Annotated in this window: 14 protein-coding genes; 7 read left to right on the top strand and 7 right to left on the bottom strand. The window is 70.2% G+C overall.

Annotated elements, in window-relative coordinates; all coding sequences use genetic code 11:
- Positions 1–21: 21 nt before the first annotated feature.
- The gene (locus tag INT51_RS20525) at positions 22–1,413 is read right to left on the bottom strand and encodes a glycine--tRNA ligase (RefSeq protein ID WP_193107277.1); all 1,392 of its coding nucleotides are present in this window, start codon (positions 1,411–1,413) and stop codon (positions 22–24) included.
- 137 nt (positions 1,414–1,550) lie between these two features.
- Here INT51_RS20525 and INT51_RS20520 point away from each other — a divergent pair, with 137 nt between their 5' ends.
- The 5 genes from INT51_RS20520 (at position 1,551) to INT51_RS20500 (ending at position 5,340) form a co-directional block, all read left to right on the top strand.
- Positions 1,551–2,567 (top strand): metal ABC transporter substrate-binding protein, encoded by a 1,017-nt coding sequence (locus INT51_RS20520; protein WP_193107276.1) that lies wholly within the window; start codon positions 1,551–1,553, stop codon positions 2,565–2,567.
- Complete coding sequence (locus INT51_RS20515) at positions 2,564–3,331, top strand: metal ABC transporter ATP-binding protein (RefSeq protein ID WP_193107275.1); 768 nt, start codon at positions 2,564–2,566, stop codon at positions 3,329–3,331. The genes INT51_RS20520 and INT51_RS20515 overlap by 4 nt, the downstream gene beginning before the upstream one ends.
- Complete coding sequence (locus tag INT51_RS20510; protein ID WP_226986003.1) at positions 3,328–4,260, top strand: metal ABC transporter permease; 933 nt, start codon at positions 3,328–3,330, stop codon at positions 4,258–4,260. Before INT51_RS20515 ends, INT51_RS20510 begins: the two co-directional genes overlap by 4 nt.
- Positions 4,261–4,327: 67 nt before the next feature.
- On the top strand, positions 4,328–4,762 hold the full coding sequence (locus INT51_RS20505; protein ID WP_193107274.1) for a Fur family transcriptional regulator: 435 nt from the start codon (positions 4,328–4,330) through the stop codon (positions 4,760–4,762).
- The gene (locus tag INT51_RS20500) at positions 4,762–5,340 is read left to right on the top strand and encodes a DedA family protein (protein WP_193107273.1); all 579 of its coding nucleotides are present in this window, start codon (positions 4,762–4,764) and stop codon (positions 5,338–5,340) included. Before INT51_RS20505 ends, INT51_RS20500 begins: the two co-directional genes overlap by 1 nt.
- A gap of 81 nt (positions 5,341–5,421) precedes the next feature.
- On the opposite strand, the gene INT51_RS20495 is transcribed toward INT51_RS20500, so the two are convergent.
- Both INT51_RS20495 and recO read right to left on the bottom strand, forming a co-directional pair.
- The gene (locus tag INT51_RS20495; protein WP_193107272.1) at positions 5,422–6,228 is read right to left on the bottom strand and encodes an isoprenyl transferase; all 807 of its coding nucleotides are present in this window, start codon (positions 6,226–6,228) and stop codon (positions 5,422–5,424) included.
- 33 nt (positions 6,229–6,261) lie between these two features.
- Entirely contained in the window at positions 6,262–6,996 is a 735-nt protein-coding gene (gene recO, locus INT51_RS20490; RefSeq protein WP_193107271.1) for a DNA repair protein RecO, read from the bottom strand.
- Positions 6,997–7,212: 216 nt separating this feature from the next.
- Between recO and INT51_RS20485 the strand changes: the two genes are divergently transcribed.
- Entirely contained in the window at positions 7,213–7,938 is a 726-nt protein-coding gene (locus tag INT51_RS20485) for an EcsC family protein (protein ID WP_193107270.1), read from the top strand.
- Between the two features lie 6 nt (positions 7,939–7,944).
- Here INT51_RS20485 and INT51_RS20480 read toward each other — a convergent pair whose 3' ends face one another.
- The 3 genes from INT51_RS20480 to INT51_RS20470 form a co-directional block, all read right to left on the bottom strand.
- Positions 7,945–8,712: a methyltransferase domain-containing protein gene (locus INT51_RS20480; protein ID WP_193107269.1), complete on the bottom strand. Its 768-nt coding sequence runs from the start codon at positions 8,710–8,712 to the stop codon at positions 7,945–7,947.
- Positions 8,713–8,765: 53 nt separating this feature from the next.
- Complete coding sequence (locus INT51_RS20475) at positions 8,766–11,048, bottom strand: M28 family peptidase (protein ID WP_226986002.1); 2,283 nt, start codon at positions 11,046–11,048, stop codon at positions 8,766–8,768.
- Between the two features lie 82 nt (positions 11,049–11,130).
- Complete coding sequence (locus tag INT51_RS20470; protein ID WP_193107268.1) at positions 11,131–12,057, bottom strand: LysR family transcriptional regulator; 927 nt, start codon at positions 12,055–12,057, stop codon at positions 11,131–11,133.
- Positions 12,058–12,232: 175 nt separating this feature from the next.
- Here INT51_RS20470 and INT51_RS20465 point away from each other — a divergent pair, with 175 nt between their 5' ends.
- Entirely contained in the window at positions 12,233–13,264 is a 1,032-nt protein-coding gene (locus INT51_RS20465) for a DMT family transporter (protein ID WP_193107267.1), read from the top strand.
- Between the two features lie 154 nt (positions 13,265–13,418).
- Here the strand turns inward: INT51_RS20465 and leuA are convergent, their stop codons facing one another.
- Positions 13,419–15,233 carry a 2-isopropylmalate synthase gene (leuA, locus tag INT51_RS20460; RefSeq protein WP_193107266.1) on the bottom strand — a complete coding sequence of 605 codons (1,815 nt, stop codon included), beginning with the start codon at positions 15,231–15,233 and terminating at the stop codon, positions 13,419–13,421.
- Between the last annotated feature and the right edge of the window lie 307 nt (positions 15,234–15,540).

Raw genomic sequence — 15,540 nt, 5'->3', positions numbered from 1 at the left:
CGCGTCGCCGGGCGCGGCGCCTCAGGCGCCGAGCAGGCGCGCGGCGAGGTAGGACTCGATCTGGTCGAGGGCCACCCGCTCCTGCGACATGGAATCTCGCTCGCGGATCGTGACCGCCTGATCCGTCGCGGTCTCGAAGTCGACCGTGATGCAGAACGGGGTGCCGATCTCGTCCTGGCGACGGTAGCGGCGGCCGATGGCTTGAGAGACATCCATCTCGACGTTCCAGTGCTTGCGCAGCTGGTCGGCGAGCTGGGTGGCTCGAGGCACCAGGTCCTCGCTCTTGGACAGCGGCAGCACGGCGGCCTTGACGGGGGCGAGGCGCGGATCGAGCTTGAGCACGGTGCGCTTGTCGACTCCACCCTTGGTGTTGGGAGCCTCATCCTCGGTGTAGGCGTCCACGAGGAACGCCATCATCGACCGGGTCAGGCCGAAGGACGGCTCGATCACGTACGGCGTGTAGCGCTCGTTGCTGGCCTGGTCGAAGTACTGCATCTTCGTGCCGGAGCCCTCGGTGTGACTGCTCAGGTCGAAGTCGGTGCGGTTGGCGACGCCCATGAGCTCACCCCACTCGCTGCCCTGGAATCCGAAGCGGTACTCGAAGTCGATGGTGCCGGCGCTGTAGTGGGCGCGCTCACCGTCGGGCACGTCGTAGCGACGCAGGTTGTCCGGATTCATGCCGAGGTCCACGAACCAGTTCCAGCAGTCCTCGACCCAGACCGTGAAGGACTCGTCGGCCTCGGCGGGCGGGGTGAAGTACTCGATCTCCATCTGCTCGAACTCGCGGGTGCGGAAGATGAAGTTGCCGGGGGTGATCTCGTTGCGGAACGACTTGCCGACCTGGCCGATGCCGAACGGGGGCTTCTGACGCGTCGCGGTGACCACGTTGAGGAAGTTCACGAAGATGCCCTGGGCGGTCTCGGGCCGCAGGAAGGTGAGCCCCGCTTCGCTGTCCACCGGGCCGAGATAGGTCTTGATCAGGCCGGAGAACTGCTGGGGTTCCGTGTACTCGCCGCGGGTGCCGCAGTTGGGGCAGGGCACCTCGGCGAGGCCGCCCTCGGGGGCGCGGCCCTTCTTCTCCTCGAAGGCCTCCAGCAGGTGGTCCTCGCGGAAGCGGTTGTGGCAGCTCTTGCACTCGACCAGCGGATCGGTGAAGGTCGCGACGTGGCCGGATGCCTCCCAGACACGCTTGGGCAGGATGATCGAGGAGTCCAGTCCCACCATGTCGGCGCGGGACTGGACGAAGGTGCGCCACCACTGGCGCTTGATGTTCTCCTTGAGCTCCACGCCCAGCGGTCCGTAGTCCCACGCGGAGCGGGTACCGCCGTAGATCTCACCGGCCGGGAACACGAAGCCACGCTTCTTGGTGAGGGCGATGACGTTGTCCAGCGTGCTGGCGGGGGCCTTGGCCACGGGGAGACTCCTGGTGACGGTATGGATCAGAACCCGACCAGCATAGCGACGACCGCGCTGTGACGGTGCGCACGAGCGCGGCCCGACAGGCCCCGTTCGACTTGCGCAGCACCCTCCGCCTGGTGAGAATGATTGTCATGTCGCCGATCTCGCGCCCGTCGCGCCGCTCCCTGTTCACCCTCACCGGTCTCGGAGCAGGTGCCCTCGCCCTCGCCGCCTGCGCGGACGGTGGTTCCGCAGCGGGCAGCAGCGGTGACGGCATCGTCGTGGTGACCTCGAACTACCCGCTGACCTATCTCGTCACGCGCGTCGGGGGCGACCGGGTGGAGGTGACGGACCTCGCCACCCCGGGGGCCGACGCCCACGGGCTCGAGCTGTCGGTCCGTCAGGTGCTCGCGGTCCAGGAGGCGGGGCTGGTCCTGCAGATCCCCGGCTACCAGGCCTCGCTCGACGACGCGATCTCCTCCGGCGGCGACGACAACGTGCTCGACGTCTCCGCGGCGATCGACATGCTGTCCGGCGATGGCCACGCCCACGAGGACGAGACGTCCGACAGCGGCGGGTCCGAGCACGGCTCGCACGAACACGACGACGAGCATGCCGCCGAGGAGGACGAATCGCACGAGGGCCACGACCACGGCCCGAACGATCCCCATCTCTGGCACGACCCGCTGCGGATGGCTGACATCGCCGACGCCATCGCCGCTCGGCTCGCCGAGATCGAGCCCGACAGCGCCGACGCCTTCACCGCCGCCGCCGGCGAGGTGCGCACCGACCTCGAAGAGCTCGATGCCGAGCTGAGCGAGCAGTACGCGTCGGTGGACGGGGCACGGACCTTCATCACCAGCCACGCCGCCTACGCCTACCTCGCCGACCGCTACGACCTCCACCAGGTCGGGATCGCCGGCGTGGACCCCGAGACCGAGCCCTCCCCGCAGCGTCTGCTCGAGCTCGAGCAGGTCATCGCCGACGAAGGCGTCACCACCATCTTCTTCGAGACCACCGCCTCCCCGAAGGTCGCCCAAACCCTCGCCGAGAACGTCGGCGTCACCAGCGAGGAGCTCGACAACCTCGAAACCCGTCTGTCCGAGGATGCGGACTATCCTGCTGTGATGCGAGAGAACAGCCGAAAGCTCCTGGAAAGCTGGGCATGAGCGCGGCCGCCGCACCACCGGTCGTGGATGTCTCCGGCGTCTGCGTCTCCCGCAGCGGGACCCGCGTCCTGCACGACGTCGATCTGCGCATCGACCCCGGAGAGCTGGTCGCGCTGCTGGGCGCCAACGGATCCGGCAAGTCGACCCTGCTGCGCGCCATCGTCGGCGTCCTGCCCCTCGAATCCGGTACAGCGCATCTGTTCGGCACCCCGGTGCAGCGCGCCCGCGTCCATGACCGACTCGGCTACGTCCCGCAGGACTCCCCCGAGGCAGGCTCCATCCCGGCCACCGCCCGGGAGACGGTCACCAGCGGCCTGCTCGGCTCGCGCTCCTGGTGGCCGAATGCGCGCGATTCCCGCGTCACGAGCGCCCTGAGGTCCGTAGGCCTGGAGCATCTCGCCGCCCGCCCGATCACCCGCATGTCCGGTGGGCAGCGGCGCCGTGTGATGATCGCCCGAGCCCTGGTGCGCGAGCCCGAGTTCCTCGTGCTCGACGAGCCGTTCTCCGGCGTGGATCTTCCCACCCAGCGGCTGATCGCCACGCTGTTCCGCGAGCTCTCCGCCGGTGGCACCACGATCCTGGTGGTCCTCCACGAGACCGGAGCCCTGGCCGGCCACCTCCACCGCGCCGTCGTCCTGGACCACGGCCACGTCGTTCACGACGGCTCCGAGAAGGACCGCCCCCGCCTCGACCCGGGTCACGACCATCCGCTGGACGCCGCCCCGCTCGACGAATGCCTAGGACAGGAGATCCACCCGGCATGATCTCCCCTTTCGACCTCCTGACCTCCGACCTGCTGCGGTACCCGCTGATCATCGCGGTGCTCATCGGCCTGACCGCCCCCGTGGTCGGCACCTACCTGGTGCAGAAACGGCTCTCCCTGCTCGGCGACGGCCTCGGCCACGTGGCCCTGACGGGTGTGGCCGTCGGCTGGCTGGTGGGCGCCTGGACCACCGCCACCCCCGCCGACCTGCTCGCGATCCCCGGAGCACTGGCCGCCTCCGTGATCGGGGCCCTGGCCATCGAGTACGTGCGCGAAGTCAGCCACACCAGTCGCGACGTCGCGCTCGCGATCATGTTCTACGGCGGCATCGCAGGCGGCGTGGTCATCATCCAGCTCGCCGGCGGAACCTCCCAGAACCTCATGGGATACCTCTTCGGCTCCCTGTCCACGGTGACCGCGCCCGATCTGGTCATCGCCCTGGTGCTCGCGATCGTGGTGCTGGCCGTCGGCATCGGCCTCAGCGGTCTGCTGGCGGCCGTCACCGGGGACGAGGAGTTCGCACGCGCCTCCGGCCTGCCCGTGCGCGCGGTCAACGTGCTGATCGCGGTGATGGCGGCGCTGACCGTCACCCTGTCGATGCGCATCGTCGGCGCCCTCATGGTCTCGGCGCTCATGATCGTGCCGGTCGCCGCCGCGCAGCAGCTCGTCGTGGGCTTCACCCGCACCATGCGCACGGCGATGGTGATCGCGGTGGTGTGCGCTCTCGGCGGGCTGCTGATCACCGTCTACGTCGATCTCCCTCCCGGTGGAGTGATCGTGCTGCTGACGATTGCGGTCTACGTGCTGGCGCTGCTGGTCAAGCCGCTGCTGCAGCGCCCCGACGTGCGAACGACCGATCCTGTCGAGGGGTCCGACCCTGTCGATGCGAGGGGGCGTGGCGCTGACGTGGAGGCGTCCACCTCGGCGTGAGGCCCCGGCATCGTCGTTCGCCTCACCCGGGATAGAGGTCCCGATCGGATTGGGGGACAATCAAGGCATGCAACGGAACACCCGCCAACGCTCCGCGATCGTCGAGACGCTGTCGCGGCAGGACGACTTCCGCAGCGCCCAGCAGATTCACGAGCAGATGAAGGTCGACGGCGAGACCGTGGGACTGGCCACCGTCTACCGCAACCTCCAGGCGCTGAGCCGCGCGGGCCGGTTGGACGTGCTGGTCGCCGGTGACGGGGAGGCCCTGTACCGCCAGTGCGAGGACGACGGCCACCACCATCACCTCGTGTGCCGGGAATGCGGCCGCACCGTCGAGTTCCTCGCCCCCAAGCTCGAGAACGCGATGAGCGCGATCGCGCAGGAGCACGGGTTCACCGACGTCGACCACACGCTCGAAGTGTTCGGGCTGTGCACCGAGCACTCCGGGACCGAGCACGCGCAGACCGACCGCGACGACCGGAGCGATGAGGCCGACGCCTGATGATGGACTGGGTGCAGTCCCTGCCGCTGCTGCCGGCGGTGGGATTCCTCTATGCCGTGATCTGGCTGCGCGCAGGAGGCACGTACGCGTTGGCCCGCGGGGCGCGCAAGGCTGCCAGCCGCGGGAGGATCGCGACATTCCTGAGCTCTGCGCGGGTCGAACGAGCCACGGCGATCGTGAACCGCTGGGGCGCCCCGGTGGTCGCGCTGAGCTTCCTCACGGTCGGGTTCCAGACCGCCGCCAACGCCGCGGCCGGGCTGACCCGGATGCCCCTGAAGCGGTACCTCCCCGCCCTCGCCGTCGGCGGGCTCGCGTGGGCCGTCATCTACGCGACGATCGGGCTGGTGGCCTTCGCGGCCTGGTTCGAACTGTTCCTGCGCTCCCCCTGGGCGGCGGTCGCCGTGCTCGCCCTGGTCGTCGTGCTGATCACGGTGCTGCTGTGGCATCGACGCCGCACCGGCGGGATGTTCGGTGCGCCGGACACGATCGAGGCGACGAGCTCCGGGCCCGGCGTCGACAGCGTGGTCGATCCGGCGCGCGCGAGCGATATCGTCGGCACCGCCGACGAGCGCCAGTAGGAGCACGCTCCTGCCGTCTGCTCCCCCGCGAGCGGCGTCCCTCCCGGGCGTGCCGATCCGTGCTCCTGCGTCCGGGGCGGTCTACTGCGCCGTGTCCTGATCCGGGGTGTCGAGCGCGCCGCCGTAGCGGCGGTCGCGCCGCGCGTACTCGGTGATGGCCCGCCACAGCACGACGCGGTCCACGTCCGGCCACAGCTCATCCACGAAGACGAGCTCGGCGTAGGCGGACTGCCACAGCAGGAAGTTCGAGGTGCGCTGTTCACCGCTGGTGCGCAGGAACAGATCGACATCGGGCATGTCGGGGTCGATGAGGTGCCGCGCAAGGGTCTTCTCGCTGATGCCGCGCCCGCTGAGGCGGCCGGCGCGCGCCTGGGCTGCGATCTCCCGCACGGCATCGACGATCTCGGCTCGCCCGCCGTAGTTCACGCACATGTAGAGGGTCATGCGGGTGTTGGTGCGCGTGAGCTGCTCGGCCTCCTTCAACTCCTTGATCACGCTGCCCCACAGGCGCTGCTCGCGACCGATCCAGATGATCCGCACCCCCCAGGAGTTCAGGGTGTCGCGCTGGCGGCGCAGCACCGAGCGGGAGAAGCCCATGAGGAATCGCACCTCGTCCGGGGAGCGCTTCCAGTTCTCGGTGGAGAACGCGTAGGCCGACAGGTGTGTCACGCCGAGCTGAAGGGCGCCGGCGACGACGTCCAGCAGCGCCGCCTCCCCGGCCTCGTGGCCGGCGGTGCGGGGCAGGCCCCGACGATTGGCCCAGCGACCGTTTCCGTCCATGACCACGGCGACATGGCCGGGAATCGTCGGGGCGGGGAGGTGCGGGGGCCGGGCACCGCTGGGGTGCTCGAAGGGCTCCTCGTATCCGGGGTCGGATGCGCCGGGCATGGTGTCCTCCAGGGTCTCTCGCGACAGGCGCGATCAGCGTTCGACGTAGCTCAGGGAACGCACGGAGCGCTCGAGGTGCCAGGTCACCGTGTCGGTGATCAGGCGGCCCGCCTCCTGCATGACGGTCTCGTCGGCGGTGACGACATTCTCCCAGTCCCCGGCGAGCAGGAAGATCATGTGCTCGATCGCGGACTGCCGCACGGCGATCGCTCCCGGCCGGCGGCACGCGGTGCACACCAGCCCGCCCGCGCGGATGTCCAGTGCGTGGTGCGGGCCGGGCGCGCCGCAGGTGGCGCACACTCGCATCTCAGGGGCCCACCCGGAGACAGCGAGGGTACGGATCAGGAAGGAGTCCAGCACCAGGGGTGGGGCGATGCGCCCCTCCGACATGGCGCGCAGTGCGCCCACCAGCATGAGGAAGCCGCCCTGGTGGGGATCGACGACTTCGTCGGTGAGCCGATCGGTGGTCTCCAGCATCGCGCTCGCGGCGGTGAAGCGGCCGTACTCGGCGCAGATCCCGACGGCGAAGGCCTCGATCGTGACGACCTGCGTGACCGTGTGCAGGCTGCGCCCGGCGTGCAGCTGCACATCGACCAGGGTGAACGGCTCCAGGCGCGCGCCGAAGCGGCTGCCGGTGCGGCGCACCCCCTTGGCGACCGCGCGCACCTTCCCGTGGCGCCGGGTCAGCAGCGTGATGATGCGATCGGCCTCGCCCAGCGGATGGGTGCGCAGGACGATCGCATGGTCACGGTAGAGCTTCTGCTGCATGGTCCCTCGAGACTACGGCGGCGCGGTGACCCGTGGAAGCAGGCGAGGGCAGTGTCGACCAGGAGGTCCATCACGCCGGTCGCGGTCGGGCCGCACCGGGTCGGAACGCACCGAACGGTCGGATCGACGGGTATTTCCGTCGCGGGCGGGCATGATGGCGTCATCAACCGTCGCACCGCTCGCGGTGCCGCGGGCCACGAACCGGAGGGAGTCACCATGGGGATCCTCGGAATGCTGCGCCGTGACGAGAAGACCACGAACACCGCACGCGAGGCGCTGAAGGAGGCGCGACAGGGTTCGAAGAGCTCCACGGCATCGGACGGGGGTGCCCTGCACCGCATGGTGGAGGCCTTCCGCGACATCGGTCTCGACGGGAAGCTGACCTATTCCTCCGCCCAGGACGTGGCCGCGCGGGCCCAGCGGGGACGCGCGCGCAAGAGGCCCGAGAAGGCGGTCCGTCGACTCGTGCGCCGCCATCGTCGCGGGGTCACGATCGCCGGCTTCCTGACCGGCCTCGGGGGAGTCTTCACGCTGCCGGTCCTGCTGCCCACGAATGTCGTGGAGTTCTATGTCCATTCCACCCGCATGGTCGGCGCGATCGCCGTGGTGCGAGGCTATGACCTCGACGACGAGGAGATCCGCGTCCGGGTCCTCGCCGCGCTGCTGGGCGAGGAGTCCGGTGACGTGCTGAAGAACATCGGCTTGGGGCCGGTGGCCGGCGTCGCGACCCGCAGCGTCGCCAAGCGGCTGCCCAAGAGCACGGAGTCCGCGGTCGCCAGCGCCATCGGGGGCCGGATCCTGCGCAAGTTCGGGCTGCGCTCGGTGCGCCTGTTCGGGAAGGCTATCCCGGGTCTCGGCGGGGTGCTCGGCGCGATCGCGGACCGCGCCCAGCTGAACAAGATCGCCAAGGCCGCGACGGCGAGCTTCCCGCCGGTCGCCTGAGCAGGCTCAGTACGGGCGCTGCGCGACGGCGAAGATCCGCCGGAACGGCAGCACGACCCCGTGACCGTCGTCGGGATACGCCTTGCGCAGGCGCGCGCGGAACTCGGTCTCGAACGTCGGCCGCAGGGTCTCGGGAAGGGCTTGCAGCGTGGGCCGGGCGCCGGTGCCGCTGACCCATTCGAAGACCGGGTCCGGCCCGTGCAGGACGTGCAGGTACGTGGTCTCCCAGGCATCGACCTCGAGGCCGAGCCCCTGCAGAGCGCGCAGATAGGTGGCGGCGTCGTGCGAGGCGGGATGGGCGACGTCGCGAAGGTGCGCGGCGTACGGGTCCTCCTCGGCCAGGTGATGGCGAATCGTGTGACTGGGCTCGTCGAAGTTCCCCGGGACCTGGATACCCAGCCATCCGCCCGGTGCCAGCATCCCCACCAGGCGCGGGAGCAGATCGAGGTGACCGGGCACCCACTGCAGGGCGGCGTTGCTCACGAGCACATCGACCGGGCCGGGCGGCTCCCAGCTGCGCAGGTCCCCCAGCTGCGCAGTGATGGCTCCGACGCCGCTCGCCCGGGCGACCATCTCCGCGCTTGAATCCACGGCGAGGACCCGGGCGCCCGGCCAGCGCGCGGCCAGCAGGGCGCTGAGGGTCCCGGGACCCGCGCCGAGGTCGACCACGAGCTCGGGCGTCTCGGCGCCGAGGCGCGCGGTGAGCTCGACGAACGGCCTGCCGCGCTCGTCCCCGAAACCCAGGTACTGCTCAGGACTCCATGTGTGCGCCATCGTCGTCTCCTCCACTGGACCATCCCGGTTGATATCTTGATGTCAAGATACTCTCACAGAGGCGCGGTGACGGTGACCGCCAACTGCGGCTGCATGAGGGAGACCTCCTCGCCGGGTTCGATCCAGCCGGCGGCGAGCGTGGGGTCGAAGGTGGTGCCGACGACCGAGAGCTCCGCACCGTCGGCGACCGTCGCGGTCACGATGACGTCCTGGCCCTGCGGGGCCCCGACGATGGCCAGACTGCTCAGCGCCCGAACCGACCGAAGGGGGCTGCCGTCGATGCTCACCTCGCTCAGACCGCCCTCGTCCACCGAGAGCTCGAACTGGGCGGCCTCGCGGGGTGAGGTCAGGGCGATCTCCACCCGGCCAGGGCTCGCCTCGGTGGGCGAGGTGACCGTGACCGCCGGCGGCGCGATGTCCGAGATGGCGGTGGCACCGTCGAGCTCCCGCCCCCAGTCGGTGCTGCCCGTCACGTCCCACGTGGTCTCCCCTGTGGCCCCGTCGACCTGCGCGATCACGCGTTCCTGGACGGGCTCCGGGGAGGCCTGGGTGTATGCCGTGCCCCCGATGGCCAGGGCGACGGCGAGGACGGCGGGAAGCGCGGTGATGAGCAGCCGGCGCGGGCGACGCAAAGGGGTGCACCCGCGGTCGGTACGCCCCAGGAACAGCGCAGCGGCCGCGGCGAGCCCGATCACCGCCGTGCCGGCGAGGCCGCCGGCCGCGGAGGCGATGCCGAACTCCCACAGCGCCGAGAGCTGGGTGCCGAGCATCCAGGCGGTCGGAAGCAGAGTGACCGCCCTGACCACGAGCCCGGGCAGCGGAGGGAGCACGGCAGCGAGCAGAGCGCCGAAGGCGGCGATCGCGGCGGGCGGCACGAGCGAGCTGCCCAGCGCCGGGGACGCGACGGCGAGAACGGCCAGCAGTACGAGGGTGAGGAGCGCGGCTCCGGTGGTGAGCGCGGCGCGGCCGATGAGGAGCCGGGCCAGCACCCAGCCACCGGCCACGACGGCGGCCGCGGCCACCAGCTCGGCGAGCAGGAAGAGGTCGGCGCGCACCGGGTCCCCGGTGGTCTGGGAGAGCATCTCGGGGGTGGCGCCAGCGGTGATCTGCCACAGCAGGACAGGCGCGACGATGCTGAGCGGAAGCACGATCGCTGCGATCAGCGCGCCGAGCCCGGTCCCGCGAAAGGTCAGCTCGCCGCGCTGCCGCCGCAGCAAGATCACGCCGAGCAGGGCGACCGGCGCGGTCAGGCCCAGGCCGGTCACGAGCAGGGGTGGGATCTGGACGATCCCCCAGGGGGCGGTGGTCTGCACCGGGGCTCCGTCGGTGGGCGCCTCCAGCGCACCGAGATCTCGTACCGTGAGGTCACGGGTCATGGCGAGGGTCATGTCGCCGTAATGCTGCAGGGTGGCGGGGTCCAAATGATCGGCGTCGTCCTGGGGGCTGTGATAGGCCCAGGCGTCGTCGATGATCGCCATGTCCATCCCCCACCAGTCGGCCTCCCGGTACACCGTGAAGTCGGTGTCGTTGGGGATGATCCCGAACAGGGCGTCGGTGAAGGATTCGAACTCGGGGTGGGGCATGGAGCCGAGCACCTCGTGCATCGGCCCCTGCGCCCGGGTGACTATCGGTCGCCCGGAGATGCCGCGAGCCTCGTGGTTCAGGACGACCACGGGCTGGGCGAGGTCGTCGGTGCGCTCCTGGACATACGCCTCGGCGCCGAGAAGGCCTGGCTCCTCCCCGTCGACGAGAAGGATCACGAGGTCGTTGCGCTGCGCCTCGGGACCCAGTGCGCGCACGGTCTCGAGGATCACCGACAGGCCGATCCCGGCATCGGCCGCCCCCGGAGCATGGGGCACGGAGTCGATGTGTGTGGCCAGCACGATGGTGCCGGTCGGGTTCGTCCCGGAACGAGTGCCGATGAGGTTGCGGGTGTATCCGGCCACGCCCTCATCGCCGTTGACGCGCGTCCCGATCGATTCCTGGGTCTCGGTCGTGAAGCCGAGGTCGGACAGCTGCGCATCGAGGGCTGCGTGGGCCTCGGCGTTGGCCGCGGTGCCGACCGGGCGCGGCTGGGCCACCAGGTCGGAGGCGGCCGACGCGGCACGGTCGGCGCTGAAGACTCCCTGCGGGGCGTCCGCTCCGACGGGATCGCTCACGCCGCGCGAGCCGACCCCGAGGGCGACCACCACCAGGAGCACGACGAACAGCAGGAGGACCTGCCCTCGCAGCATGCCCGTGCCGTCTCTCGTCGTCACCGCAGAGCGAGCGGCGGTGTCGAGTGCGGGATCCGGGGCTTGGGGCGGCTCGTGGTCCGGGCCGGGCTGAGTCGTCATGGACTCTTTCTACAGGGAGCGGGCGCGGCGTGCGTCCTGCTCCCGGGGACGCGCCTGATCCGTCCTGTGCGTCGGGAGCGGATCACTCCCCCAGCCGGTCCAGCCCCCGCAGGTCGCTGAGGGCGCCGGCGGCTTCGAGCAGAGCGGCGCGGAACGCGAGGAGAGAGGGATGGCCGGCCGCGCCGGCTCGTGCGGCGGTGTACATCGAGCGGTGCGGGTCGCCGGGCAGGCGCAGTGGTCTCGTGCCGCCCAGGTGCTCGGAGGCGATGATGCCCGGGACGAAGGCGACTGCGTGTCCCGAGCGGACCAGGTGCACCTGGAGCAGCGGATCCGGAGTGTCGAAGCGGACCCACGGCTCGACCCCGGCGGCCCGCAGGTAGGTGCGCTCCCAGAGCCCGGTGCGGGTGCGTTCGGGGTCCAGCGCCCAGGGGGCGTCGGCCAGATCCGCGACGGTCCGGGCCCGTGACCATGGACCGCTGTCGGGCAGTACCAGCAGCAGCGGATCACGCAGCAGTCCCTCCCGGTCGGTGCCCCGGCGCACGACCTGCTGCCCGCCCGGGTAGTCCTCACCCAGGATCACCTCGAAGCGGTGGGCGAGGAGCCCCTCGTAGGCACCTTCGACCTCCCTCTGGGCCAGCTCGACCCGGAGGTCCGGATGCCCCTGCTCGAGGACGCTGATGGCGACCGGGGCGAGGGCGATCAGGGGGGTCTGGAAGGAGGCGACCCGCAGGACTCCTCCGACGTCGCCCTGGGCATCCTTCAGCTCGGCCTCCGCGGATTCCAGCAGGCCCAGCACATCCTCGGCACGGCGCGCCAGGCGCGCCCCGGCATCGGTGAGGACGACCCGTCGCCCGGCCTGCTCGAACAGCGTGACGTTGGTCTCCCGCTCCAGGTGGGAGAGCTGTTGGGACACGGCCGAGGGCGACATCGAGTGGGTCTGCGCGACGGCGGACATGGTCTCCAGCCTGTGCAGTTCGTGCAGCAGGAACAGGCGATGCAGATTCAACATATCGACCTCCCGAGACCATGCAGTTCTACTTCATGGTACCCCTTGAAAACATGCGCTAGACGTGGCGGTAGCTGCGAGGCACAGTGTCAGGGTGACTATTTCTTCGACCTCCGCCCCGACCGGCAGCGTGCCGGCGGCGGGTACGACCCCGGGCAGCGCCGGGAGCGGCCTGCCGATGACCCCCATCCTCTTCGTCCTGGGCTCCTGCACCTCGCTTCAGGTCGGCGCCGCGCTGGCGACTCAGTTGTTCGGCGAGCTCGGTGCCTTCGGCACGACGACGCTGCGCCTGGCGATCGCTGCGGTCATCCTGCTGGTCATCGTGCGGCCGAAGGTCCGCAGCTTCACGCGGCAGCAGTGGATCGCCATGATCCTCTTCGGCGTCGTGGTCGGCGGCATGAACGGGAACTTCTATGCAGCGATCGACCGGATCCCGCTCGGCACTGCCGTGGCCTTCGAGTTCCTCGGTCCCCTGACCGTCGCGGCGGTCCTGTCCACCCGCCGCAGCGATCTGCTGTGGGTGGCCCTCGCCCTGGCCGGGGTGAGCCTGTTCGGGATCGAATCTCTCGCGGGAGCGGCCTCCCTCGACCTCATCGGGGTGATGTTCGCCCTCATCGCAGCGGTCTTCTGGGGGCTGTACGTGCTCACGAGCGCCCGAGTGGGTCGTCTGGTGCCGGGACAGGACGGCCTCGCCGTCGCCATGGCCGTCGGCGCCCTGACCGTGCTGCCCTTCGGCACCGAGGGTGCTCTGGTCGGCCTCATGGATTGGCGCCTGCTGGCGCTCGCCACGGCCACCGCGATCATGGCCTCCGTCCTGCCGTACACCCTCGAGCTGGCAGCGCTGCGCCGTTTGCCCCGGCACGCCTTCGGCATCCTGCTGAGCCTCGAACCCGTCCTGGCGCTGATCGCCGGTGTGCTGCTCATCGGTCAGGACGCCACGGCGCTGCGAGTGCTGGCCGCCCTGCTGGTGGTCGGTGCGAGCGTCGGAGTGACCCTGACAGCCCGCAGCGGCGCTCCCGACGAGCCGCAGCCGGTGGACGAGGCGCCGGGCTGGGACCTTCCCATCCCCACCCACGCGACTGTCACCGGGGAGATGCAGGTCCTGACCGACGAGGACCTGCTGGCCGACGAGGCGCTCGCGATCGACCAGGAGTCACGGGGCGGGCGCGAGGGCGAAAGCGGCGAGGGAGATCGTCACCTCCACCTCTGAGGCCGAACCTCCGGCCATGAGGTGAACGGGTCGATCCCGGCCATCGCCGAGACTCCTTCGCTGCCGCACTCGGGACCCGGCCCGCTCGGGGACCAGGGCGGGGCGCCATGGTTGTCTCCGTGGCGCCCCGCCCCATGCATGACCTCGACCAGCCTCAGATCCGCGTGCGGTGCTCGCGATTCAGGGCCGAGATGATCGCCTCGAGGGAGGCGCGGGTGATGGAACCGTCGATGCCGACGCCCCAGAAGATCCGGTCACCGATCTCGCACTCGATGTACGAGGCGGCCAGGGAGTCGTCGCCCTCGGTCAGCGCGTGCTCGGCGTAATCGAGGATCCGCACGTCGATCTTCCGCTCTGCGAGGGCCTTGACGAAGCCATCGAGCGGACCGTTGCCGATGCCCGTGACCGTATGCTCCTCGCCGTCGACGACCAGCGTGACCGTGATGCGGTCCGCGCCCTCACCGGTGGACTCCTGATGGATGGCGGTGATGGCGAAGCGACCCCAGCGCTTCTCCTCGGCGAGAGCCGGCAGGTACTCGTCGGTGAACGCGTCCCACAGCTGCTCCGGGGAGACCTCGCCGCCGTCGGAGTCGGTCCTCTGCTGGACGATCCCGGAGAACTCGATCTGCAGACGACGCGGCAGGTCCAGCCCGTGCTCGCTGTGCAGCAGGTAGGCCATGCCGCCCTTGCCGGACTGCGAGTTCACGCGGATCACGGCCTCGTAGGAGCGCCCCAGGTCCTTGGGGTCCACCGGCAGGTAGGGCACCCGCCAGACGAGATCGTCGACATCCTTGCCGGTGTCGTCGGCGTGGGACTGCATCCGCTCCAGGCCCTTCTTGATGGCGTCCTGGTGCGAACCGGAGAACGCCGTGAAGACGAGGTCGCCGCCGTAGGGGCTGCGCTCGGGAACGGGCATCTGGTTGCAGTGCTCGACGGTGCGGCGCACCTCGTCGAGATCCGAGAAGTCGATCTGAGGATCGATGCCCTGGCTGAACAGGTTCAGGCCCAGCGTCACCAGGTCGACATTGCCGGTGCGCTCGCCGTTGCCGAAGAGGCAGCCTTCGATGCGGTCGGCCCCGGCCAGGTACCCGAGCTCCGCGGCGGCCACGCCGGTGCCGCGGTCATTGTGCGGGTGCAGGGACAGCACCAGGCTGTCGCGGCGATCCAGGTGACGGTGCATCCACTCGATGGAGTCGGCGTACACATTGGGGGTGGCCATCTCGACGGTCGCCGGCAGGTTGATGATCATCTTGTCCTCGGGCGTGGGCTTCACGACCTCGATGACGGCATTGCAGACCCGCAGGGCGTACTCGAGCTCGGTACCCGTGTAGGACTCCGGCGAGTACTGGTAGGTGATCTGCGTATCCGGGACCGTCTCCTCGTACTTCTTGCACAGCAGCGCGCCCTGGACGGCGATGTCGAGCACCGCGTCCTCGTCGGCCCGGAAGACGACGTCGCGCTGGACGACCGAGGTGGAGTTGTACAGGTGCACGACGGCCCGCTCGGCACCCGCGATCGCCTGATAGGTGCGCTCGATCAGGTGCTCACGGGACTGGGTGAGGACCTGGATGGCGACGTCATCAGGGATGCGGCCCTCTTCGATGAGGGTGCGCACGAAGTTGAAGTCCGTCGTCGAGGCGGCGGGGAACCCGACCTCGATCTCCTTGTAGCCCATCTGCACCAGCAGCTCGAACATCCGCAGCTTGCGCTCGGAGTTCATGGGGTCGATGAGGGCCTGGTTGCCGTCGCGCAGGTCCACCGCGCACCAGCGCGGAGCGCGCGAGATGCGATGAGTGGGCCAGGTGCGATCCGGGAGCTCCACCCGGATCTGCTCGTGGAACGGCAGATACTTGTGGGTCGGCATGCCCGAAGGCTGCTGGGGCGCGTCACCGGTGGAGCCGACGACGGGAGCGGCCGGGTCGCCGACGGCGGCGATCTCGGGAACGGAGGTGATCGTGGAATCAGTCATCAGAGGGGTCCTTCTCGCTGGGGTACCGGTCGCCGGACACAACGTCAGCCGCGGCGGGGTCCCGGCGTTCAGGTCCCGTCGCGGCGGCTAAGCAGAAGCAGCGATCCACGCACGTTCGTCACGGTAGCACCGTCGGCCGGCTCGATACGGATCGCTCACGATGCGAACGCCCGCCGAATGCCCCGAGCTCGAGAGTCCCCGAACCCACCGAGTCCGCAGCGCCCGCCGAGCACCCGGGCACCGGGCCACCGGCAGGACCGCCCTCCTGTTGCGACCAACGGCACGTCGTGCGTCGGTGAAACCCTGC

The sequence above is a fragment of the Brachybacterium sp. FME24 genome, assembly GCF_014897705.1.
GTDB lineage: Bacteria > Actinomycetota > Actinomycetes > Actinomycetales > Dermabacteraceae > Brachybacterium.
Note: the sequence above shows the minus strand (reverse complement) of the source record. Positions and strands in the feature narration are given on the sequence as shown.